This is a genomic window from Aeromonas sp. 55A (assembly GCF_051919665.1).
GTDB classification, from domain to species: Bacteria; Pseudomonadota; Gammaproteobacteria; order Enterobacterales; family Aeromonadaceae; genus Aeromonas; species Aeromonas veronii.
Map to the genome: position 1 here is coordinate 1,762,501 of NZ_JBQBEH010000008.1, position 23,442 is coordinate 1,785,942.

Here is a 23,442-nt window from a genome sequence, read left to right on the forward strand (position 1 = left end):
TTCCTGCACGACTTGTAATTGCGATGGGGGGACGGAGAAGGCTAGGTGGGCCAGGCGACGGTTGTCCTGGTGAAAGTGCGTAGGTGGTGTTTCTAGGCAAATCCGGAGACACAACACTGAGACACGAGACGAACGCACTACGGTGTGGAAGCCATTGATGCCCTGCTTCCAGGAAAAGCCTCTAAGCTTCAGATTACAAGTCATCGTACCCCAAACCGACACAGGTGGTCGGGTAGAGAATACCAAGGCGCTTGAGAGAACTCGGGTGAAGGAACTAGGCAAAATAGAACCGTAACTTCGGGAGAAGGTTCGCTCCTGACAGTGAAGTCCCTTGCGGATGGAGCAGTTGGGAGTCGCAGTGACCAGATGGCTGGGACTGTTTATCAAAAACACAGCACTCTGCAAACACGAAAGTGGACGTATAGGGTGTGACACCTGCCCGGTGCCGGAAGGTTAATTGATGGGGTTAGCGCAAGCGAAGCTCTTGATCGAAGCCCCGGTAAACGGCGGCCGTAACTATAACGGTCCTAAGGTAGCGAAATTCCTTGTCGGGTAAGTTCCGACCTGCACGAATGGTGTAACCATGGCCATGCTGTCTCCACCCGAGACTCAGTGAAATCGAATTCGCCGTGAAGATGCGGTGTACCCGCGGCTAGACGGAAAGACCCCGTGAACCTTTACTACAGCTTGGCACTGAACATTGAACCTACATGTGTAGGATAGGTGGGAGGCTTTGAAGGCGTGACGCCAGTTGCGCTGGAGCCGTCCTTGAAATACCACCCTTGTATGTTTGATGTTCTAACGCAGGGCCCTGAATCGGGCTCGCGGACAGTGCCTGGTGGGTAGTTTGACTGGGGCGGTCTCCTCCCAAAGAGTAACGGAGGAGCACGAAGGTTGGCTAATCCTGGTCGGACATCAGGAGGTTAGTGCAATGGCATAAGCCAGCTTAACTGCGAGACGGACAGGTCGAGCAGGTACGAAAGTAGGTCATAGTGATCCGGTGGTTCTGAATGGAAGGGCCATCGCTCAACGGATAAAAGGTACTCCGGGGATAACAGGCTGATACCGCCCAAGAGTTCATATCGACGGCGGTGTTTGGCACCTCGATGTCGGCTCATCACATCCTGGGGCTGAAGTCGGTCCCAAGGGTATGGCTGTTCGCCATTTAAAGTGGTACGCGAGCTGGGTTCAGAACGTCGTGAGACAGTTCGGTCCCTATCTGCCGTGGGCGTTGGATGATTGAAGGGAGTTGCTCCTAGTACGAGAGGACCGGAGTGAACGAACCTCTGGTGTTCGGGTTGTCACGCCAGTGGCACTGCCCGGTAGCTAAGTTCGGAATCGATAACCGCTGAAAGCATCTAAGCGGGAAGCGAGCCCTGAGATGAGTCATCCCTGACCCCTTGAGGGTCCTAAAGGGCCGTTGGAGACCACAACGTTGATAGGTGGGGTGTGTAAGCGCGGCGACGTGTTGAGCTAACCCATACTAATTACCCGTGAGGCTTAACCATACAACACCCAAGAAGTGTTCTAAGGCTTGTAGCAAATACCAAGCGAACTACTCAAAATTCAGTGATAGTGACAAGCCAAGCGAAACATCACTACTCACGTCAGCTTTCTAGATTAAGAATTTGCCTGGCGGCCATAGCGCCGTGGAACCACCTGATCCCATGCCGAACTCAGAAGTGAAACGCGGTAGCGCCGATGGTAGTGTGGCATTCGCCATGCGAGAGTAGGACACTGCCAGGCACCTAATTAAACAGCGATGTGAAGAATCACGACGCTGGCTGCGAGGATGACACCTCATAGAAGCGGCACATGATTTAGCGAAAGCTAACCGAATGCGGAGCGGTAGTTCAGTCGGTTAGAATACCGGCCTGTCACGCCGGGGGTCGCGGGTTCGAGTCCCGTCCGCTCCGCCACTAATTTGAAGGCCTTCCCAGATGGGAAGGCCTTTTTGCTATGGGTGGTTTTGTCCAGTGGCCACAGATTTGTACGCAAGAATCAACACAAAGCCCGGTTTCATAACCGGGCTTTGGTGTTTTTAGCCTCCGACATCCCACCGCGATGACAATACCTTCCTCTGTTGGCGTTCTTGCTACTGTTTCCACCTCTATATCGCAGCACATCCCATCTTGGCCATAGAGCTTGATGATTAAATCAGGCCACCTTGCAGCGGTACATCATCGCTTCCGCTTGTTTGTGTAATTCCCTGATTTGTTTATGGATTTATTCCATTAAAACAGTCTCTTATCAAGAGTGTGAGCTGTTCTGCGGCAGGAATACCGCATGAACCAAATGATAATGATTATTGTTTGAATGATCGAGGCAGGGTCGTTACAATGCGGGCTGATTAATAAAGTGCTTTTCAAATGAGCCTTTTCTAATGCTGCGTCTGGCCGGATGCCAGGGCGTTGTAATGAGTGAAGTAAGGGAATACGTCACCTTCCTACTAATAATGTTCAGGCTAAAACATGACAACAGTGAAACCGAACAAGCTTGCCTTGCTGATCTGCTCCCTTCTTGTGACCCAGGCCTATGCTTCCGAACAAGAGGTGATGGTCGTCACCGCTTCCGGCTTCCAGCAGAAGATTGAAGACTCTGCCGCCTCCATCTCTGTGATTACCCGTGAGCAACTGCAAAAGCGGGCATATCGCGATGTGACCGATGCCCTGAAGGATGTGCCCGGTGTTGTGGTGACCGGCGGTGGCAGTAGCAGTGATATCAGCATTCGTGGTATGGGTTCGAAATACACCCTGATGCTGGTTGATGGCAAGAAGGTGGATAGCCGTGGCACTCGCCCGAACAGCGATGGTCCGGGTATCGAGCAGGGCTGGCTGCCGCCACTGCAGGCGATTGAACGCATTGAGGTCGTCCGTGGCCCTATGTCATCCCGTTATGGTTCCGATGCCATGGGGGGCGTGATTAACGTGATTACCCGCAAGACCACCGGCCTGGCCTGGCAGGGCTCGGTTCATGCTGATTCTACCTTCCAGGAGAACAAGGATGCCGGCAACAGCTTCCAGACCGATGCCTATACCGCAGGTTCACTGATCGATGGCGTGTTGGGGCTGCGTTTCAACGGTCAGCTTGCCCATCGTGGTGAAGACAAATTTACCCAGGGTTTTGCCGAGCAGGAGACTCGCACTGGCACTGCGGTGCTCAGCTTCAAGCCTGATGACCATAACCGCTTCGATCTGGAAGCCAGTCGTAGTCTGCAGGATCGGGATCGCACGGCCGGCAATTCGCTGGCTGCCAAGGCGAAAGATAGCCTTAACCGCTACGAGCGCACCAACTATGCGCTGACCCATGATGGCCAGTATGATTTCGGCTCTTCCAGCAGCTATCTGCAGCAGGAGACCAACACCAACCCCGGCCGCAAGATGGAACTTACCAACACCATCGCCGATACCCATACCCAGTTTATTCTGGGTGATCACTACCTGAGTGTCGGTGGTCAGTATCGCTATGAGGATCTGCACGATCAGGGCAATACCCTGAAAGTGGCCAACCCTGCCGAGCAGCTGACTCGCTGGAGCTGGGCGATGTTTGTCGAGGATGAGTGGTCACTCACAGACAGCTTTGCCCTGACCGGTGGCGCCCGCATGGATCGGGATCAGAATTACGGCTCTCACTGGAGCCCGCGCCTCTACGGAGTTTGGCATCTGGATGATAGCTGGACCCTGAAAGGGGGCGTATCGACCGGTTACCGCTCTCCTGACTTGCGGATGTCAGCGGCCAACTGGGGTCAGGTCACCGGTGGTGGTAGCCTGGATGGCATGCTGGTCGGTAATCCTGATCTCAAACCCGAGACTAGCGTGAGTGAAGAGATCGGCCTGTTGTGGAACGGTCATCAGGGCTTCAACGCCGGGGTTACCCTGTTCAACACCGACTTCAAGAACAAGATATCCGAAGTGCGTCGTTGCACTAGCAAGAGCGATCCCGCCTGTACCCTCAATGGTCACAGCTATGACTTCATCAGTGATCGGGTCAACGTCGACAAGGCGAACATGCGCGGTGTCGAGGGGATGATGGATTGGGCCATCAATGAGGATTGGTCGGTCAGCTCCAGCTACACCTTTACCCAGTCCGAGCAGAAGAGTGGTCCACTGGCGGGTCATGCCCTCAACCAGATGCCCCGCCATATGTTCAACGGCAGTGTTGACTGGCAAACCACCGAGGATCTCAGCCTCTGGTCACGGGTAAACTTCCGTGGCGAGACCTCCGAGTACCTGAGCCGGGTCAAGATGGCGGAGGGGACTCCTTCCTACACTTTCTTTGACATGGGCCTGGTCTACAAGGCCAACAAGCATCTGGATCTGACTGCCGGGGTCTACAACCTGTTCGACAAGACGGTGGATTACAGCAGCTATGGCACTGTGCTGGATGGTCGTCGCTACAACCTGGGCGTAACCTACAACTTCTGATAGGGAACCCGTCATGCGGCCGCCATCTTCCGATGGCGGCCTTTTTTATTGCGCGTCCGTCAGGGGACTATGCCTGATAGGCGGCGGCTTGCCAGGTATTGCGCCCCCGTCCCTTGGCCTGATACATGAGGGCGTCAGCCTGCCGCAGTAGCTGGTCGGCATCAGCCTCTCTCTCTGCGGCTACCCAGACTGCCCCAGTGCTGATGGAGAGGATCACCTCGCCGCTGCTGGTGTGCAGGGTTTGCCGGTTGCTCTCCAGGCAGATCCGCTCGGCCCATTGCTCTGTCTCTGCCAGCGTGGCCAGCGGCAGCAGCAGGCAAAACTCTTCGCCGCCGATGCGGGCCAGCAGAGCCTCTTCGGGCAACAGGTTGGTCACAGTCGTGGCCAGCTTTTCCAGCAACAGATCCCCGATGCCATGACCAAAGCGGTCATTGGTCTCCTTGAAGTGATCCACATCGAACAGCAACAGGGCACAGGGCATGCCGCTTGCCAGCCGCTGCTCCATGGCAGGCATGAATGCCCGTCGGTTGAGCAGGCCGGTCAGGGGATCTGTACTGGCTTGTTGCTCCAGTCTGGCGTTGGCGCGGCTCAACTCGGTGGTGCGGCTGGCAACAGCGCGGCGCAGTTGCACTATGTAGGCCACCATGATCAGCACTCCGGCCAACAGCAACCAGGGACCGAGATGGATGGGGTAGACGGTTTCGACATGCATCCATTTGCGGATGATCCGCTCCCGATCGCTCTCTTTGAGCTTGGCGAACCCCTCTTCCAGCCGGTTTAACAGGGCAAGGTCGCCCTTTTTCACCGCAAAGCGGATCTGGTCGGTATAGAGGTGGCGAACCGGAATAAAGCGGGTGGGATCGTCCGAGGTATAGATGTAGAAGTTGGCGACCTGCAGATCGGCGATAAAGGCCTTAATGTCGCCCCGAAAGGCCGCCGCCAGCAGGGTGTCATTGTCGTCGAAGGTCTGCAGTCTGGTGCCGGGGAAGTAGCGTCTGGCGTAATACTCCTCGTAGCCACCGGCTACCACACCGACCGTTTCATGGAGCAGGTAGTAGTGGACATCGGTGCCGCGCAGTTCGCTCGAGAAGAAGAGTTGGGAGTCGAGCTGGGCGAGAGGCCGGCCATAGTCGAACAGTTTGTCCCGCTCCGGTGACCAGAGCAGTCCGGCGTGAACATCCGCTTTCCCCTCATGGAGCAGGTCGAGAGAGCCTTGCCAGTCGACCAGCCTGAACTCGATCTTCTGGCCGGTGACCCTGGCATATTCACGCCACAAATCGATCAGCAGGCCATCCGGCTGGCCCGACTCATTGATATAGGAGAAGGGCTGCCAGGCTTTGGAGTTGGTAATGATGATCGGCTCTTCCGGGGCTTTGGCCCAGGCAGGCAGGGCAAGGGCGAGCAGCAGGAGCCCCCATCCGATACTGACTATGACTCCTGTCCTGGAAGAGGCCATCCTTGCTCCAATCCGTTGCCGTATACCGTCCCGTGGTCACCGATTATCACCGCCTTTCTCATCGAAGAACAAGCGCTCAAATGATGAAGTTTGCATGATGCAAATGGCGCCATGACAAGGCTGGCGGATAGAGTGACTACTTACAGCGGCAGGCTGATCCGCGCCTCCAGTCCCCCCTGTGGTCGATTGAGCAGGGTCAGCTCGCCGCCGTGCTGATGGACCAGAGTGCGGGCGATGGAGAGGCCCAACCCGACACTGCCGGACTCGGTGTTGCGCGCTTCATCGAGCCGCACGAACGGCTTGAACACATCCTCCAGCCGCGCCGGATCGATCCCCGGCCCGTTATCGCAGACCCGGATCAACAGCTCCTCCTTGCGCCGCTCCAACGACACTTCGGCGCTACCGGCATATTTGATGGCGTTGCCGATCAGGTTCTGCAGTACCCGGCGTAGGGTGTTGGCCCGGCAGGCGTAGACCTCTTTGCCTTCCGCCAGACAGGTGACCGGCTGTCCGGTATCGGCATAGTCATCGCACAGGCTGACCAGCAGGCTGACCAGATCCAGCTCGCGGGTCGCTTCCTGCTGCCCCTCCTCGCGGGCAAAGCTGAGGGTGGCCGCCAGCATCTGTTCCATCTGTTGCAGGGTCTGCTGGATGCGCTCCTTGTCCTCGCTATCGGCCAGAAACTCGGTGCGTAGCCGCAGGCTGGTGATGGGGGTGCGCAGATCGTGGGAGATGGCCGCCAGCATCCGGGTTCTGTCCTGCACGAAGCGGTCGAGCCGGGTGTGCATCCGGTTGAAGGCCTGAATCGATTCGCGGATCTCGGTCGGCCCCTCCTCTTTCAAGGGCTCGATATCCTCGCCCCGCCCGAGCCGCTCCGCATTGCCTGCCAGCTGCTTGAGCGGGCGGGTGGCACGGCGAAACAGCAGCACCATCAGCCCGATCACCAGACTGGCAACAAGCATCAGGTTGAGGGTAGTCTGCCACGACCAGCTACCCGCCTCCTTGTCGACCAGCGAGCTGAACTGCAGCCAGCCCCCCTGCGGCAGTTCGATGGAGCCATAGAGCCGCATATCCCGTGGTGGGGGCGGCCCCTTGCGATCCCGCATCATGCGGGCGTGATGTTCCCACGCCTTGCTGCGCTGAGTATCCTCTTTCAGCTCGGCGCTGATCTCTACCGTGAGGCCGGGGGGATAGTTGAGGCGCGAGCGCACCAGCTGCTCGAAGCGGGGACTGCGGTTATCCGGTTGCAGCGGCTCGTCGGAGAGGCGCAGCAGCAGGGTCTCGCTGCGGCTCGCCTTGAGGATCTCGTCATAGAGGGACGGGGGGAGAGGGAGAGCAGCCTGACCACAGAGATGATCCGCTGCATGGCGTTGCGGCTGTTGACGAAGCCGAGCGCCTCCTCCCGATCCGTGCGGTAGATCTGGATACTGAGCAGCTGGATCAGGATCAACCCCGCCAGCGCCACCAGAATGATCTGGCCGGTCAGCCCCTTGGGCCACATCCGTGCCCACAGTCGTCGCAAGGTGCCCACTGCTTAAACCTGCGTCACATCGGCGGAGAACATATAGCCACCACCCCAGATGGTTTTGATCAGTTCCGGATTCTTGGGATCCCGCTCCAGCTTGCGGCGCAGGCGGCTCACCAAGGTATCGATGGCGCGATCGAAGGCTACCGCCTCGCGGCCACGGGCCAGATCCAGCAGTTGATCCCGGCTCAGCACCCGCTGCGGGCGTTCGAGAAACACCTTGAGCAGATCGAATTCGGCAGTGGAGAGGCTCAGGCCCACCCCATCCTCATCGACCAGCTCCCGGCGATTGACGTCGAGCAGCCAGCGATCGAAGCGCAGATCCCGGGTCAGGGTCTCGGTGGCGGGCTGGGTCTCGGCCTGGGTGCGGCGCATCACCGCCTTGATGCGCGCCAGCAGCTCGCGCGGGTTGAAGGGCTTGGCCAGATAGTCATCGGCCCCCATCTCCAGCCCTATGATACGGTCAGTCTCTTCCCCCATGGCAGTCAGCATGATGATGGGCAGGTTCGATTTGACCCGCAGCTCGCGGCAGAGGGTCAGACCATCTTCACCCGGCATCATCAGATCCAGCACCAGCAGGTCGAACTCCCGCTCCTCCAGCAGGCGCTTCATCTCCTTGCCATCCCGGGCACAACTGACCCGCAGGCCGTGCTGTTCCAGAAAGCGCTTCAACAGATCGCGGATCTCGCTGTGGTCGTCGACCACCAGAATGTGGGTGTTACCCTGGTTCATGAATACCTCCCCTGCTTGGCGTTGGCACGAGTATACGAAAATCCGCCCGGCGGTTTGTGTCAAAGTGTGCCAGATCCGCACGATGCCACACTCTGCTACAAAAAAGGGTGATGCTGGCAAAGTTCAGACACCGATAGGGTGTTTACTTGAGGGCAAGGCAAGAGCGCCGAACCAGAATCATCCCTACAGGAGATAGACCATGAAAAAGCTGACCAAAACCCTGCTGACCGCCACCCTGATCCTTGGCCTGCCGCTGGGTGCCTATGCAGCCAGTGAAGCAGCCCCCACTGGCCAGCCCGGTGCCATGGTGGATTGCCCGATGGACGGTGGTGGCATGATGGGTGGCAAACACCACGGTGGTCGCCACGACAAGATGGCCCGCATGCAGAACATGACCCCGGAGCAGATCCAGGCCAACCTGCAGCAACGTTATGACCGCATTGAAGATCCTGCCAAGAAGGCGGAATTCATCAAGAAGCTCAACGAGCGTGCCGCCGGCATGACCAAGCACGCCGAAGCGATGAAGCAGTTCGCCGAAGCGAACCAGTAACAGCGCCAGCTGTTATCAACCCAAGGGTGGCCGAGGCCACCCTTTTTGTGATCGTATCGATCCATTTTCGCTCGAATCCTTATCTTACTGTCGCTTATGTGAGCGATGGCAAACGCGCCGTGAGCGAATTGCAAGATAATGCCCGCTCATATAACAAGCTGCAGTGAGCAGTGGCCGAAAACAGGAGAGGGTATGGGTTGGGATCTGGGGACAATCAAGGGGCGATATACCGCCGTTTTTCTGGGATTCATGGTGGCGGTCTGTGTGCTGACCGTAATCGGCATCCAGTTATGGGTCAAACCCGAGCTGCAACGGGCGGGTGAGCAGAATCTGGTGCTGCGGGTCAGCGAGATTGCGACCGACATTCGCGATCAGCTCAACGGGGTGCAGAGCCAGTCACGCAGTATCACTCAGCTGGTTGCCCAGCTGCCGAGTGAGCAAATCGATGCTGTTCTCCCTGCTCTGATCGATCAATATGGCAATGCCATGGTGTTTGGTGGCGGCATCTGGCCGATGCCGGATCAGCGGGAAGCCGGTCGCATCAAGTTCAGTACCTTCTTTCATCGGGATGGTGCCAACAAGCTGATCCCCAACACCTACTGGAACTCGGCCGAGGCGCCCAACTATTTCGAGCAGCCCTGGCACAGAGCCGGGCAGCAGGCGGAGAAAGGCATGTGTGTCTGGGCGGCGGCTTACAAGGATGGTGCCAGCCAACAGCCGCGCACCAACTGTGCCATGGGGATCTATCGTGACGGTTCCCTTTACGGGGTGTCCACCATCGATGTGACGCTGGGTTTCTTCAATGATCTGGTCGCCAAAAAAGAGCAGGAGATCGGTGGTCAGGTGATGATCGTCGAGGCCGACGGCAAGATCCTCAGCAAGAATGGTCGTTTGAGCGGGGATGTGGTGCTGGGCAACCTCTCATCTCACGGGGACTATCCCTTTGCCAGCGCCATCGCTAGCCTGCTGGGGCCGGGTAATGGCGCCGCGTTGCAGCGCACTACCTTTCAGGATCTGGGTGAAGAGCAGACATTGCTGATGCAACCCATCGAAGGAACCCCCTGGCTGTTGGCGGCGGCGCAGCCGACCAGCACCCTGACCCACGACAGTCAGGAGGTGCTCAAGACGCTGGCAGCGATCCAGCTACCGTTAGTGGTGCTGCTGTTTGCGCTGATGTTGATGGCCATCAAGCAGCTGGGCAGTCGACTCGACACCCTCAAGCAAAACATCGATGCGCTCTCGGCCGGAGATGCTGATCTGACTGCCCGGATCCGGGTCAAGGGGCGCGATGAGCTGGACCATATCGCCCAATCGGTGAACCGCTTTATCGCCTATCTGCAGCAGATGATGTTGCAGGTGACCGAGACCACAGAGCTGATTACCCGTGAATTGGCCCAGCTTGACCAGCAGACGAGCCAGGCCAGACGTATTCTCGGTGAGCATGCTGCCGAGACCGATCAGATAGTGACAGCCCTGACCGAGCTCAGCTCCACTGCCGACAGTGTGGCGCACCACGCGAGCGATTCCGCCAGCTTTACCGAGTCTGCCAATGGTCAGGCGATTCAGTCCCGTCAGGTAGTGGGTCAGGCCTCTGCCAGTGTGGCGGCGCTGATCGATGAAGTGGATCTTGCTGCGACCAAGGTATTGGGGATGCAGGAAGATGCTCGTCAGATCAGCAGTGTACTCAGCGTGATCGGCGATATTGCTGCCCAGACCAACCTGTTGGCACTCAACGCGGCCATCGAGGCGGCGCGGGCCGGTGAGCAGGGCCGTGGTTTTGCCGTGGTTGCTGATGAGGTGCGCGCACTGGCGGCGAGAACCCAGAATAGCACTGCCGAGGTGGGGAGCATGCTCTCCCGGTTGACGCAGGGAGTGGCCGAAGCCGTGGTGGCCATGGAGCACACCAAGCAGAGCTGTCAGGCGGCGACCGAGAATACCGAGCAGGTGACCGGCGGGCTCGACAAGATGGCGGATGCCGTGGTGCAGATCAACGATCTGGGTACCCAGATTGCGACTGCGGCAGAGGAGCAGAGTCGAGTGACCGAAGAGATCAACCGCAACATGGTCACGATCCGCGACATGGTCAATCTGCTGGTGGATAACGGTCAGAATACCGAACAGAGTTCGGCCACCCTGCTGGAGTCCAATCGCCAGCTGGTGGCGTTGGTGCATCGCTTCAAGGTGTAACAAACCGATAATGAAAGAGGGGGAGCCTGATGCTCCCCCTCTTGCTATCTGTGTCGGTGCGAGTGTGCAGCCCACTCCACCGGACGAGCGAACTTAGCCCTGAGCCTTGTCGGTCAGGTCTACTTTCTTGACGGTTTCGCCTTCGAACTTGATGACCACGTTTTTCTTGGCGGCGTCTGTATCTTTCAGCAGGGTTTTGGTGGTTTCTGCCAGCAGCGGAGAGGCTTTGTTCAAGGCATCCAGATCATAGGTCCACACTTCCAGACCGGATTCGGTCTTGGTGGTGGCAGGAGCGCCCAGCTTCTCTTTAATAGCCTGCTTGTTGGAGCCGCCTTCCTTGATATCCAGTGCCTTTTTGATGGCTTCGTTGGATGCGCTGTCCATGGCACCGGATACGGCAGTGCTGGCCGCATCCTTGACGCTGCTGGTGACGCTGTCGGTCAGCGAATCCATCAGGCCGGCATTGGCAAACAGGGGCAGGGTGGTGAGGGCAACCAGCAAACTCTTTTTCATTTTCTACAGCTTCCATGGGTTCAATGAGGCGGCTATGAAATCAGCAAAGATATTGGGCGTCAAGTGAGGCATGCAATTAACATTTCTGTTAACTGGATCTCATTTCTCACCAGTTGCAAATAGTTTTGGTATCTCCCGCACCAGCCAGCTTTTGGCCTTGCCCATGGTGTCTCGCCGCCAGGCCAGCACCACCTGCAATTGATGGCGATATTCGGGGCTGATCACCTTGAGCCGACCGGCCCGGATGTCTTCCTCAATCCAGCTCTGTGGCATGGTGCCGACGCCGATCCCTGCCAGCAGGGCATCCCGTTTCTCCGTCATGGTGCTGACAGTGAGGCGCGGCTGCTTGTCCAGCAGGCGGTAGGTGAGAACCGGTTTGCGCAGGGCTGTGTCGGCCACCGCGATGGCGCGGTAGCGGCGCAGGGTCTCGTCGGCCAAGGGTTCGGGCTCCTGATGCAGCGGGTGATCGGGATGGGCGACGTAGAGCATCACCTCGTCCTTGATCACCTGATGCTTGATGCCGGTCATCATGATGTCCGGGTTGATGGAGGAGATAAGCAGGTCGGCGCGACCATCTTCCAGACACTCCAGCTACCCGCCAGCACCTCGGCCCGCAGCCGCAGTCGGGTATCGGTCTGTTCGGCCAGCTTCTCCACCAAGGGGTAGAGGGCCTGCACCGGGACCAGTGCATCGACGGCGACTGTGATGTCGGTCTCCCAGCCACGGGCCAGCGCCCGGGTCTCTCCCACCAGATGCTCGGCTGCCTCCAGCAGTACCCGGCCGCGCTCCAGCAGCATGCGTCCCGCAGGGGTGAACTTGGTGCGGTGGCCACTGCGGTCAAACAGCATGGCATCCAGTTCATCCTCCAGCTTCTGCACTGTGTAGCTCAATGCCGAGGGGACCTTGCCCAGCTCGTCGGCCGCCGCCGCAAAGCTGCCGCGGCGGTCGATGGCGTCCAGCACCCGGATTGCCTCCAGGGTCAGCGCCCGCTCCTTGTTCGATTCCTTGGTCATTCCTCACCTTCAATTTTTTTGAATATGTTTGCCAGTTTATCTCGCTAACAAGTTAGGTCATGTCACTTTAATATTCAATCAACGCTTAGGCAGGAACGTCGAGCGGCCAAATATGCGGGTAGTTCCGTACTGTGACACACCAAATAGGTCTGTCTGACGTCGGTGAAAGAACAACACACTATTTGAATGACCTCTTGCATGGATGCATTGATTCTGGCCGAAAAGGCCTTGGCAATGACATATAAAACAAGAGAGTGAATGAACATGAAAAACGTAATCAAGATGCTGGCCGTTGGAGGCCTGATGACCACTGGTTTCGCCCAGGCTTCCGTACCGGCTGACTTCAATGCCATGCCCGGCGTGCTGTTTGTGAACTGGAACGCCACTGCCGCAATGGATGGCAAAGCCAATCCTATGCTGGAAGTGCGTGACGAGTCTGGCGATCTGCTGGCATCAGTCCACGCCAACCTGACAGGCACCCAGCAGGTGCGGATCCCGAGCCGTACCCAGGGCAACCTGACTGTCAGCTTGGCTGACCAGAGCAGCGAATACCGTATTCCGTTCGGTATCGGTAGCGGCAAACAGCGTTAATCAACCGTCCCGGTAGGTGAGGAGCACACCATGATGCAATTGAGAGCCGCAGAAGCGCGGGGCAAGGCCAACTTTGGCTGGTTGGACGCGCGCCACAGTTTCTCCTTCGGTCACTACTATGACCCGGAGTGGATGGGACACTCGGTACTGCGGGTGATCAATCAGGATCTGGTTGCGCCGGGTGGCGGATTCGCCACCCACCCTCACGCCAATATGGAGATCCTCACCTGCGTGCTGCAAGGCACCATAGAGCACAAGGACAGCCTCGGCCATGCCGAGCAGATCCCGGCTGGGGATTTCCAGCTGATGAGCGCAGGCAGCGGGATCCGCCACAGCGAGTACAACCCCTCGCAGACGGATCCTCTCTCCCTGTTGCAGATCTGGATCGAGCCGAACGAGTTTGGCACGCCACCCGGATATCAGCAGAAGAAGATCGAGTCCAGACCGGGCATGACGCTGGTGGCGTCACCGGATGGTGAGGCAGGATCGCTGCGGATCCGCCAACAGGCCCGCGTATGGCGGCTGGAACTGGCCCCGGGCGAGACGCTCGACTGGGCACTGGCTGGCCGACACGGTTACCTGCAGATGATTTCAGGGGGGTTGACCGCCAACGGTCTGGCTGCCCGACCCGGCGACGGGGTACTCAGTCGTGATGAATACCGGTGGGAGCTGGTTGCGACCAGTGCCAGCCAAGCTCTGTTATTTGACCTACCCTGAAGCAGTCAGCGGTGATGTGACACAAACGAGGAATATGAAATGGACAAGATGAAAGATGTAGCGCTGCTGGCGGGTCGTGTACTGCTGGCGCTGATGTTCGTAATGGCGGGCTGGAGCAAGATCGGCGGTTACGCAGGTACTCAAGGCTATATGGAAGCGATGGGCGTGCCGGGCTTTATGTTGCCGCTGGTGATCCTGCTTGAGCTGGGTGGTGGCCTTGCCGTCGTGCTGGGTCTCTTTACCCGCAGCCTCTCCGTGCTGCTGGCCGGTTTCACCCTGATGGCTGCCTTTATTTTCCATTATCAGCCTGCCGAACAGATGCAGATGCTGATGTTTATGAAGAACGTCTCAGTGGCCGGTGGTTTCCTGGCCCTGGCGGCGGCCGGAGCAGGGGCTTTCAGTCTGGATGCCCGTCTCGGCAAAAACTGGTAATGCCCTGAAGAGTCAAGTTTTCCAATGCCTTTTGGCCGGTGCAACTGCACCGGCTTTTTTCTGTCTGCGTTTTCCGGATAGGTGAGGCGGCGCGCCAAATCTGCGGCGCCTCTCATGGTTCAGCGGTTTACCCGCCTGCTGGCCACAAGAGCCTTTTGCATCTTCCCCCCCGATCCCCGACAATTCCCTCTCTTGTAAAGTGACGGAAATGGCTCGCCTTTTCCCTCGCCCCCTCTCATCCACAGGCGGGAATTGCTCATGTTTACCCTCTACCACTCCAATCAGCTGGATCTGCTCAAAGATCTGCTGGTGAGCCGCATCCGGCAGGCCCCTCTCTCTCACCCTTTCGATCGGGAGCAGATCCTGGTGCAGAGTCCGGGCATGGCCCAATGGCTCAAGCTGGAGCTGGCCAAGGCCTTCGGCATCGCCGCCAATATCGACTTTCCGCTGCCCGCCAGCTTTATCTGGGAGATGTTCACCCGGGTGCTGGCGGATGTGCCGCGCCAGAGTCCCTACAACAAGGGCTCCATGAGCTGGCAGTTGATGACCATCCTGCCCGCCTTGCTGGATCGCCCCGCCTTTGCCCCGCTCGCCGCCTATCTGGGCGGTGGAGAGGACGAGGATCCCGCCCAGGATCCCGAGCAAGTGCGGCTGTGGCAGCTCTGCCAGAAGGTGGCGGATCTCTTTGACCAGTATCTGGTCTATCGGCCGGACTGGATCGCCCGCTGGGAAGAGGGGGAAGGATTGAGTCAGGAGCTGGCCGGGGTGAGCGGTCAGGATTGGCAGCCCGAGCTGTGGCGCGAGCTGGTGGCTCGCACCCTGGCGCTCTCTCCGAGCGGCTACCACCGTGCCAACCTCTACGAGGAGTTTATCCACGAGCTGGAGCGTACCGCCGATCTGCCGGGCAAGCTGCCGCAGCGGGTGTTCGTGTTCGGCATCTCGGCGCTGCCGCCGCGCTATGTGGAGGCGCTGCTGGCCCTCGGCAGTCGGCCGGAGGTGGAGGTGCACCTGTTCGTCACCAACCCCTGCCGCTACTACTGGGGGGATCTGCTGGATCGCAAGACGCTGGCTCGGCTCGAAAACAAGCTCAAACCCGGTACCGATATCGAGACATTGCAGGGCCCCGCCAACCCGCTGCTTGCCTCCATGGGCAAGCTGGGGCGCGATTACCTGCATCAGCTGATGGAGCTGGAGGTGCCGCAAATCGAGGCTTTCGTCGATATCGACGAGGTGGATGACAAAGGCAATGTCAGCCTGCTGCGCGCCATCCAGAAGGATGTGCTGGAGTTGGCAGAACGGGGCGCCGGCCAGTTCGATCTCGACTGCAGCCATCACAAGAGCTCGATCGATCCGGCGGATGGATCCTTGCAGATCCACGCCTGCCACGGCCCGATGCGGGAGCTGGAGGTGCTGCACGACCGGCTGCTGGCGCTGTTCGAGCAGGACCCGACCCTCACCCCGAAAGATGTGGTGGTGATGATGCCGGATGTGAACAGCTACGGCCCCTACATTCAGGCGGTGTTTGGCGCGCGCGGCCAGATCCCGTTTGCGGTCTCGGATCGGGCGGCGAGTCAGGAGAGCCCGCTGCTGCAAAGCTTCCTTGCCCTGCTCAGGTTGCCCAACGCCCGTTTCGGGGCGGGGGAGCTGCTCGCCATTCTCGAGGTGCCCGCCGTGCTGCGCCGCTTCGAGCTGGATGACGACGAGTTCAACCAGCTGCGGGTCTGGGTGCAAGAGACCGGCATCCGCTGGGGGCTGGACGACGGCTACCCCGTCCGTTTCGATCTGCCGCCCATGTCCGGCAACAGCTGGCTGTTCGGCCTGCGCCGCATGCTGCTCGGTTTTGCCATGGGGGATGGCGAGCCGGTGGCGGGCATTCTGCCCTACGCCGATATCGAGGGTCAGCAGGGCTTGGCGCTCGGCAAGCTCGCCTGGTTCGTCGATTCGCTGGCCGAGTTTTTGCCCCGCCTGCAACAGGCGCAGCCGCTGGCCGAGTGGAACGCCTGCCTGCTGGCGCTGCTGGAGCGTTTCTATCTGGCCGACGAGGATGAAGAGCGTCAGCTCCAGCTCATTCGCAGCCAGCTGGCCGAGTGGCAGACCCGGCTCGGCGAAGCCCGTTTCGAGCAACCCATCACCGCCGATCTGCTGCAGGATTACCTCGGCAGCGTGCTGGGGGAGTCCCGCTCCAGCCAGCGCTTCCTCGCCGGTCAGGTCAACTTCTGCACCCTGATGCCGATGCGCTCCATCCCCTTCAAGCAGGTTTGTCTGCTCGGCATGAACGACGGCGTATACCCGCGCACCCTGCCACCCATGGGGTTTGACCTGATGGCGGTGGCGGGCCGGCGGGGGGATCGCTCCCGCCGTGATGATGACCGCTACCTCTTCCTCGAGGCGCTCTTGAGTGCCCAGCAGGGGCTCTACATCAGCTATCAGGGCTTCAGCGCGCAGGACAACAGCGACAAGGTGCCATCGGTGCTACTGGCGGAGCTGATCGACTATGTGCGGCAGGGCTTTGTGCTGGTGGGGGATGAGGATCTCGATGATGAAACCTCCGGCAAGCGGCTGCTCAACCATCTGATGGTGGCGCACCCGCTCACCCCCTACAGCCGCAACTACTTCTACCCGGAGGCGGGTTCACGCCTCTTTACCTATGCCGCCGACTGGCTGCCCGCCCTCAATCCGGTGCGCGGCGCGGCCAACTTCCAGAGCGGCGAGCTGCCGCTGCCCCCCGAATGGGGCAAGGAGCAGGGGCTGGAACTGGCAGAGCTGCTGCGCTTCTATCGCCAGCCCACCAAATATTTCCTCAACCGTCGCCTCAAGGTGTGGTTTGAACTGAACGAGGCCAACATCGAGGACAGCGAGCCGTTCGAGCTGGATGGCCTGCAACATTACCAACTGAAAGATCTGCTGCTCGATGCCCATCTGGCGGAAGGTGAAAGTACCGAGCGGCGCGAGCGGTTGCAGCTCACCGGCCTGCTGCCGCAAGGGTGGTTCGGCAGCCTGCTGCTGGACGATCTGGACGCCGAGATGGGCAAGCTGGCGGATCGGCTGCGGCCATGGGTTGCTGCCAATGAGTCAGAAAAGCAGGCGGTGGAGATCGATATATCCCTGACTCAGGGCCAGCTGCAAGGGTGGATCGACACTCAGAAAGGGCGCTTGCTGGTGGTCAAACCCGGCAGCTTCAACGGCAAGGATCTGCTGCTGGGCTGGATCCAGCACCTCTGCCTCTCATTGAGCAGCGCCCCCGGCGACACCCTGCTGTTCGATGCCAAACAGAGCCTGCGTCTGCCTGCTCTTGCTGCCGACGAGGCGCGGCCCAAGCTGGCGGCGCTGGTGGCCTGCTGGGCGCAGGGGATGAAGCGGCCGCTGCCCTTCTTCCCCAACACCGCCTGGGATTGGCTCAAGGCGATCGAGAAGGATCCCGACAAGCCGGAGGCGGCCGACAAGGCGGCCCTCACCCGTTTCAACGGCGGCTGGATGATCAATGGGGAGGGGCAAGACGTTTACGTCGCCCGCTGCTTCCCCGAACTCGATGACGAGGTGCTTGGTCAGTTGCAGGCGCTGGCCCGCGAACACCTGACCCCGCTGCTCAAGACCCTGGAGGAGCTGAAATAATGGCTAACCCGCTCAATACCTTGCGTTTTCCCCTCCATGGTGAACGACTGATCGAAGCCTCCGCCGGTACCGGCAAGACCTACACCATCGCCGGTCTCTACCTGCGTCTGCTGCTGGGCCACGGCCCGCTCATTGAAGAGGGAGCTGATGCCGGTCAGCCGAGCGCCCACGAGCGGCCGCTCTCGGTGACCGAAATTCTGGTGGTGACCTTTACCGAAGCCGCCACCGCCGAGCTGCGCGGGCGGATCCGTGGTCGCATTCACGAGGCACGGCTCGCCTTTATGCGTGGCCATAGCAATGACACCCTGCTGGCCCAGCTGCTGGACGAGGTGGCGGATCACGAGCTGGCGGCCCGTCGCCTGCTGGCCGCCGAGCGGCAGATGGATGAGGCTGCGGTCTTTACCATCCACGGCTTCTGCCAGCGGATGCTCAAGCAGAACGCTTTCGAGTCGGGTGCCCTCTTTGAAACCGAATTTCTTACCGACGACAGCCAGCTCAGGCTGCAGGCGGTGAGCGACTACTGGCGATCCGAGTTCTATCCGGTGGATAAAACCCTCGCCAGCGCCGTGCGCGCGCTCTGGCCGAGCCCCGCAGCCCTGCTGCGGGAGATGGGCAGCTGGCTCGACAACAGCGAGCTGGAGATCCACCCCGCGCTGGGGGACGAGACCCTCGCCGCCCGCCATCAGGCGGCCATGAGCCGCATCGCGGCGGTGAAGAGTGAATGGCTGGCGCAGATGGACGAGATCCGCCGCCAGACCGACGGGCAAGTAAGCCGCTACACCGGCAAGAACTACGAGGGCTGGCTTGCCAAGATCGGCGACTGGGCGCAGGACGAGAGCAGTGGCTACGCCATCCCGAAGGAGCTGGAGCGCTTTGGCCAGACGGTGCTGGAGGAGAACCTCAAGAAGGGGGGCGCCGTGCCGACCCTGCCGCTGTTCAGCCAAATCGATGAGCTGCTGGCGAGCCGCCCCGGTATTCGGGATCTCATCCTGCAACGGGCGGCCAAGGTGGTACGCAGCCGGATGCAGGCCAGCAAGCGGCAGGCTCATCAGCTCTCGTTCGATGACCTGCTCAAAGACCTCGACGGGGCGCTCGGTTCCAGCCTTGGTGAGCGGCTCTGCGAGCGGATTCGCGCCACCTATCGGGTGGCGATGATCGACGAATTTCAGGATACCGATCCCCAGCAGTACCGCATCTTCCATCGCCTTTACGGCGGCCACACAGACACGGCGCTGTTGATGATCGGTGACCCTAAGCAGGCCATCTACGGCTTTCGCGGCGCTGACATCTTTACCTACATTCAGGCGCGGCGAAATGTGAGCGCCCACTACACCCTCGGGCGCAACTGGCGCTCCAGCAGTGCGTTGGTGGGGGCGGTCAACGGCCTGTTCGAGCGGGCGAAAGATCCCTTTATCTACGAGGCGGATATCCCCTTCCTGCCGGTGGAGGCGCAGGGCAAGAGCAAGGCGCTGCTGCTCGATGGCGTTACCGCCCCCGTGCTCCACTGCTGGCAGCTGACCGGCCAGCCCACCTTCAATCGGGGGGATTACCAGAGCAAGATGGCCCGCGCCACCGCCGCCGAGATCCACCGCCTGCTGACCCTGGCCCGCGAGGGCAAGGCGCTGATCGGTGACAAAGCGGTGAAGGCCGGGGATATCGCCGTGCTGGTGCGCACCGGAGCCGAGGGCAAGCTGGTGCAGCAGGAGCTGGCGCGTCTCGCCATCGCCTCCGTTTATCTGTCGAACCGCGAGAGCGTGCTGGAGCAGACGGAGGCGCGGGAGATTTTGCTGATCCTGCACGCCTGCCAGAACCCGAGCGAGGAGCGCAGCCTGCGGGCGGCTCTGGCGACCGGCCTGTTTGATCTCGACGCCAAGGCGCTCGATGGGCTGGCCAGCGACGAGCGGGCGTGGGAGAGCGCGGTGCAGGAGTTTATGGAGTACCGCAAGATCTGGCACCGCCGCGGCGTGCTGGCGATGCTGCGGGCCCTGCTGCACCGGCGCAATCTCGCCTCTTCGCTTTTGGCGAGCCCCTATGGCGAGCGGCGGCTGACCAACTTCCTCCATCTTGGCGAGCTGCTGCAACAGGTGAGCAGCGAGCTGGATGGGGAGTATGCCCTGCTGCGCTGGCTTGGGGAGGCGGTGAGCCGCCCCAACGGGCAAGATGCGGAGCAGGTACTGCGCCTCGAATCCGAACGGAAATTGGTGCAGATCGTCACCATCCACAAATCCAAGGGGCTGGAGTACCCGCTGGTGTTCCTGCCCTTTATCTGCAGCCACAGAACCGCCGAGACCCCGCTCTATCACGAGGCGGACGAGGCGGGCAATCGCACCATCCTCGATCTGACCGGCGCCGAGGACTCCTTGGCGGAGGCCGACCGCGAGCGCCTTGCCGAAGATTTGCGGCTGCTCTATGTGGCGCTGACCCGGGGCGTCTACGCCACCTGGCTGGGGTTGGCGCCGGTACGGGCGGGGGCGGGCAAGTCGGAGAAGACCGATCTGCACCACACCGCCATCGGCTACCTGCTGCAAAAGGGTGAAGAGGGGGATGCGCAAACGCTGGCGACCGCGCTGACCGAGCTGGCACAGGCGCTGCCCGGGGTGGCCGTCGGTGAGCCCTCGCTCACCCGTCCGACCCCGCTGCCGCCAGAGGTGGAGCTGCTGGGCGAGCCGCAGGTGCGCCACTTTAGCGGTTCCCTTGAGCGGGACTGGTGGATCAGCTCCTACTCCGGGCTGGCGGCGCAGGGCCACGGCCACAGCAAGGGCGTACTCGCCAATCCCGGTTTCGATGATGAGGTCGTCACCGAAGCAGCCGCTGCGCTGGCGGCGGAACAACCGGACGAGGCGCCCCAGCCCTCCATCTTCACCTTCCCGAAAGGGGCGCGCCCCGGCACCCTGCTGCACAGCCTGTTCGAGACCATCGACTTTCAAAGCGCCGCTGGCGAGCCGCTGGCAGAGCATATCGCCAGCTTGTTGCTGCAAGACGGTTTCGACGAGAGCTGGGCCCAAGTGCTGCAACAGCAGGTCGAAGCAGTGCTCGATACCCCGCTGGAAACAGATTTTCTTGCAGAAAGCGGCGAGCCGGTACGGCTGCGGGATCTGGCCCCCGAGCGCAAACAGGTGGAGCTGGAGTTCTTCCTGCCCATGGGGCGGGTGACGGCACCGGCGCTGACTGCGCTCTGCCAGCAGCACGACCCGCTGTCGCGGGGCAACAAGCCGCTCAGCTTTGCCACCGTGCAGGGGATGCTCAAGGGCTTTATCGATCTGGTGTTCGAGTGGCAGGGGCGCTGGTATCTGCTCGACTACAAATCGAACCACCTCGGCATGAGCCCCGCCGATTACAGCCGTCCGGCGCTGGAGCGGGCGATGGCCGAGCACCGTTACGACCTGCAATACCAGCTCTACTCGCTGGCGCTGCACCGGCTGCTCACCCTGCGCCTGCCGGGCTACGACTTCGAGCAGCACTTTGGCGGCGTTTTCTATCTGTTCCTGCGCGGCATGCCGCAGGGGGGCATTTTCCATACCCGCCCGAGCCGTGAACTGGTGCTGGGGCTGGATAAGTTATTTCGCGAAGGCAGTGAGCTGCCAGCTGCGGGATCTCAAGCATTGAACGAGGTAGAGGCATGAGCGGCACCATGATCAGCACAGCGACCAGCGCAATGATGGTTGAACGGTTGAAAACACTGGCGCTGGCTGGCCGCATCCGCCAGCTGGATCTGCAATTTGCCCGGCTGGTGGCCGACCTTGGCGGCAGCCCCGAGCTGGTGCTGGGGGCGGCGCTCGCCTGCTTCGAGCTGGGGCGTGGCCATGTCTGTCTGCCGCTTGAAATGTTGACTGCCGGATCCCTGCGGCCGTTCGGGCTGGATCCCCAGCAGAGCCGGGATCTGCTGGGGGATCTGGCGGATCCTGCCCGCTGGCCCGCCCTGTTTGCGGCAAGCCCGCTCGTGGGTACGGAACAGGATGAGGGGCTCGCCCCGCGCTGGCCGCTGCGGCTGTGGCACGGACGGCTCTATCTCACCCGCTACCACGATTTTGAACTGGGGGTGGCCCGCCACCTTCGAGCCTTGAGTGAAAGAGCCGAATGGCCGGAGATTGCCCCGGCCCTGTCGCGGCTGTTTGCCCGCGACTACGCTCTGGTGTTCCGGGCGCTGCTCAAGGCCCGCCTCGCCCCCGACTTCTCGGCCCGCCACTTTACCCTGAAGTATCTCGATCTGGTGTTCCCGAACCAAGTGGACTGGCCCGCCATCGAGGCGCTGCTGGCCAGCGCCCAGGCGGCGAGCGATTTGAGCAAGCTGGATACGCTGGTGCCCGAGGCGCTCTGTTGCAACGGCCAGAAGCTGGCGGCGGCCACCGCGGCGGCGCGCCCCTTTGCGGTGATCTCCGGCGGCCCCGGCACCGGCAAGACCACCACGGTGGCCAAGCTCCTGGCCATTCTGGTGGAGACCGGCCTGCAAGCGGGCAAGGCGCCAGCGATCCGGCTGGTGGCCCCCACCGGCAAGGCGGCGGCGCGTCTGACCGAGAGTATCGGCTCTGCCCTGCAGGCCCTCGATCTGCCCCCCGAGTGGGTCGAAGCGATCCCCACCGAGGCGGGCACCCTGCACCGGCTGCTCGGGGTCATTCCGGGGCGCAGCCAGTTCCGCCACCACGCGGGCAACCCGCTGCACCTTGACTTGCTGGTGGTGGATGAGGCCTCCATGGTCGACCTGCCGATGATGGCGCGCCTGCTCGATGCGTTGCCAAGTCACGCCCGCCTGATCCTGCTCGGCGACAAGGATCAGCTCGCCTCGGTGGAGGCGGGGGCCGTGCTCGGCGATATCTGCAGCTTTATCGAACAGGGGATCAGCCCCGCGCAGGCGGATTGGCTCTCCCGCCAGACCGGCTACCGCCTGCAGGGCACGCCCGCAGGGGCTCCGGTGCGCGACAGCCTCTGTTTGCTTTCCAAGAGCTGGCGCTTTGATCAGCACTCCGGCATCGGTCAGCTGGCGCGCGCCTGCAACAGCGGCGATGCCACGGCGGTGGAATCAGTCTGGGGCGCAGGATTCGCCGATATCAGCCTGCACCCCTGGGCCGGGGAGGCCTACGACGCCCTGATTGCCCAAGGGGTGGCCGGTTACGGCAGCTATCTGAAGGCGGCCCGCGCGGGGGAAGCGCCCGCCGCCGTATTCAAGGCATTCAACAGCTTCCAGATCCTCTGCGCCCTGCGCGATGGCCCGTTCGGCGTGCTGGGGCTAAACGAGCGGCTGGAACTCGCCCTGTCACGGTCTGGGTTGATTGCCCGCGATGGCGACTGGTATGCCGGTCGCCCGGTGATGGTGGTGCGCAACGACCACGGGGTCGGCCTCTATAACGGCGATATGGGGCTCTGCCTGCCCGATGACAGCGGGCGGCTCAAGGTCTGGTTTGAGCAGCCGGATGGCACCTTGCGCGCCCTGTTGCCCAGCCGCTTGCCACCCCACGAGACGGTCTACGCCATGACCATCCACAAATCCCAGGGCTCGGAGTTTGCCCATACCGTGCTGGTGCTGCCCGACAGCCCCAGCCCGCTGCTGACCCGCGAGCTGGTCTATACCGGCATCACCCGCGCCAAGGCCCGCCTTGATCTCTACGGCGATCGCGCCCTGCTGGCCCAGGCGGTTCGGAAAAAGACCGAGCGTTATTCCGGATTGGCGGAGAGGTTGGGGGAGTAAGCGATTG

12 protein-coding genes, 1 tRNA gene, 2 rRNA genes and 2 pseudogenes (1 of these 17 only partly in view) are annotated in these 23,442 nt (G+C 61.0%); 12 read left to right on the forward strand and 5 right to left on the reverse strand.

Translation table 11 applies throughout. The features are described from left to right. From ACTG2G_RS12270 to ACTG2G_RS12285, 4 genes are all read left to right on the forward strand, one after another. Positions 1 to 1,508 (forward strand): 23S ribosomal RNA (locus tag ACTG2G_RS12270); it begins 1,382 nt to the left of the window's first position. 123 nt (positions 1,509 to 1,631) lie between these two features. After that, a 5S ribosomal RNA gene (gene rrf, locus ACTG2G_RS12275) occupies positions 1,632 to 1,746 on the forward strand. A 96-nt stretch (positions 1,747 to 1,842) separates the two neighbouring features. Then, positions 1,843 to 1,919, forward strand: a tRNA-Asp gene (locus ACTG2G_RS12280). Positions 1,920 to 2,471: 552 nt separating this feature from the next. Continuing rightward, the gene (locus ACTG2G_RS12285) at positions 2,472 to 4,424 is read left to right on the forward strand and encodes a ligand-gated channel protein (RefSeq protein WP_421386493.1); all 1,953 of its coding nucleotides are present in this window, start codon (positions 2,472 to 2,474) and stop codon (positions 4,422 to 4,424) included. Positions 4,425 to 4,491: 67 nt separating this feature from the next. Here the strand turns inward: ACTG2G_RS12285 and ACTG2G_RS12290 are convergent, their stop codons facing one another. The 3 genes and pseudogenes from ACTG2G_RS12290 to ACTG2G_RS12300 all read right to left on the reverse strand — a co-directional run bounded on the left by ACTG2G_RS12290 (position 4,492) and on the right by ACTG2G_RS12300 (position 8,137). Next, positions 4,492 to 5,880, reverse strand: a complete 1,389-nt coding sequence (locus ACTG2G_RS12290; protein ID WP_439985473.1) for a transporter substrate-binding domain-containing diguanylate cyclase — start codon at positions 5,878 to 5,880, stop codon at positions 4,492 to 4,494. Positions 5,881 to 6,020: 140 nt separating this feature from the next. Beyond that, positions 6,021 to 7,381: pseudogene (locus tag ACTG2G_RS12295) on the reverse strand (ATP-binding protein). A gap of 33 nt (positions 7,382 to 7,414) precedes the next feature. Continuing rightward, entirely contained in the window at positions 7,415 to 8,137 is a 723-nt protein-coding gene (locus tag ACTG2G_RS12300; protein ID WP_058053585.1) for a response regulator, read from the reverse strand. A 199-nt stretch (positions 8,138 to 8,336) separates the two neighbouring features. On the opposite strand from ACTG2G_RS12300, the gene ACTG2G_RS12305 reads away from it, so the two are divergent. After that, the gene (locus ACTG2G_RS12305; protein WP_005355311.1) at positions 8,337 to 8,687 is read left to right on the forward strand and encodes a hypothetical protein; all 351 of its coding nucleotides are present in this window, start codon (positions 8,337 to 8,339) and stop codon (positions 8,685 to 8,687) included. A 192-nt stretch (positions 8,688 to 8,879) separates the two neighbouring features. After that, complete coding sequence (locus tag ACTG2G_RS12310) at positions 8,880 to 10,874, forward strand: methyl-accepting chemotaxis protein (protein ID WP_439985474.1); 1,995 nt, start codon at positions 8,880 to 8,882, stop codon at positions 10,872 to 10,874. Between the two features lie 93 nt (positions 10,875 to 10,967). Here ACTG2G_RS12310 and ACTG2G_RS12315 read toward each other — a convergent pair whose 3' ends face one another. Next, positions 10,968 to 11,387, reverse strand: coding sequence for a hypothetical protein (locus ACTG2G_RS12315; RefSeq protein ID WP_439985475.1), 420 nt, complete (start codon positions 11,385 to 11,387; stop codon positions 10,968 to 10,970). Positions 11,388 to 11,486: 99 nt separating this feature from the next. Then, positions 11,487 to 12,400, reverse strand: a pseudogene (locus ACTG2G_RS12320) (LysR family transcriptional regulator). A 258-nt stretch (positions 12,401 to 12,658) separates the two neighbouring features. On the opposite strand from ACTG2G_RS12320, the gene ACTG2G_RS12325 reads away from it, so the two are divergent. The 6 genes from ACTG2G_RS12325 to recD all read left to right on the forward strand — a co-directional run bounded on the left by ACTG2G_RS12325 (position 12,659) and on the right by recD (position 23,435). After that, complete coding sequence (locus ACTG2G_RS12325; RefSeq protein WP_216952675.1) at positions 12,659 to 12,991, forward strand: hypothetical protein; 333 nt, start codon at positions 12,659 to 12,661, stop codon at positions 12,989 to 12,991. 30 nt (positions 12,992 to 13,021) lie between these two features. Further along, positions 13,022 to 13,708 (forward strand): pirin family protein, encoded by a 687-nt coding sequence (locus tag ACTG2G_RS12330; protein WP_429206107.1) that lies wholly within the window; start codon positions 13,022 to 13,024, stop codon positions 13,706 to 13,708. Positions 13,709 to 13,747: 39 nt separating this feature from the next. Then, on the forward strand, positions 13,748 to 14,140 hold the full coding sequence (locus tag ACTG2G_RS12335; protein WP_005342720.1) for a DoxX family protein: 393 nt from the start codon (positions 13,748 to 13,750) through the stop codon (positions 14,138 to 14,140). 258 nt (positions 14,141 to 14,398) lie between these two features. Next, the gene (gene recC, locus ACTG2G_RS12340; protein WP_421386497.1) at positions 14,399 to 17,752 is read left to right on the forward strand and encodes an exodeoxyribonuclease V subunit gamma; all 3,354 of its coding nucleotides are present in this window, start codon (positions 14,399 to 14,401) and stop codon (positions 17,750 to 17,752) included. Beyond that, complete coding sequence (gene recB, locus ACTG2G_RS12345) at positions 17,752 to 21,375, forward strand: exodeoxyribonuclease V subunit beta (protein ID WP_439985476.1); 3,624 nt, start codon at positions 17,752 to 17,754, stop codon at positions 21,373 to 21,375. The genes recC and recB overlap by 1 nt, the downstream gene beginning before the upstream one ends. After that, entirely contained in the window at positions 21,372 to 23,435 is a 2,064-nt protein-coding gene (gene recD, locus ACTG2G_RS12350; RefSeq protein WP_439985477.1) for an exodeoxyribonuclease V subunit alpha, read from the forward strand. Before recB ends, recD begins: the two co-directional genes overlap by 4 nt. Positions 23,436 to 23,442 lie beyond the last annotated feature (7 nt).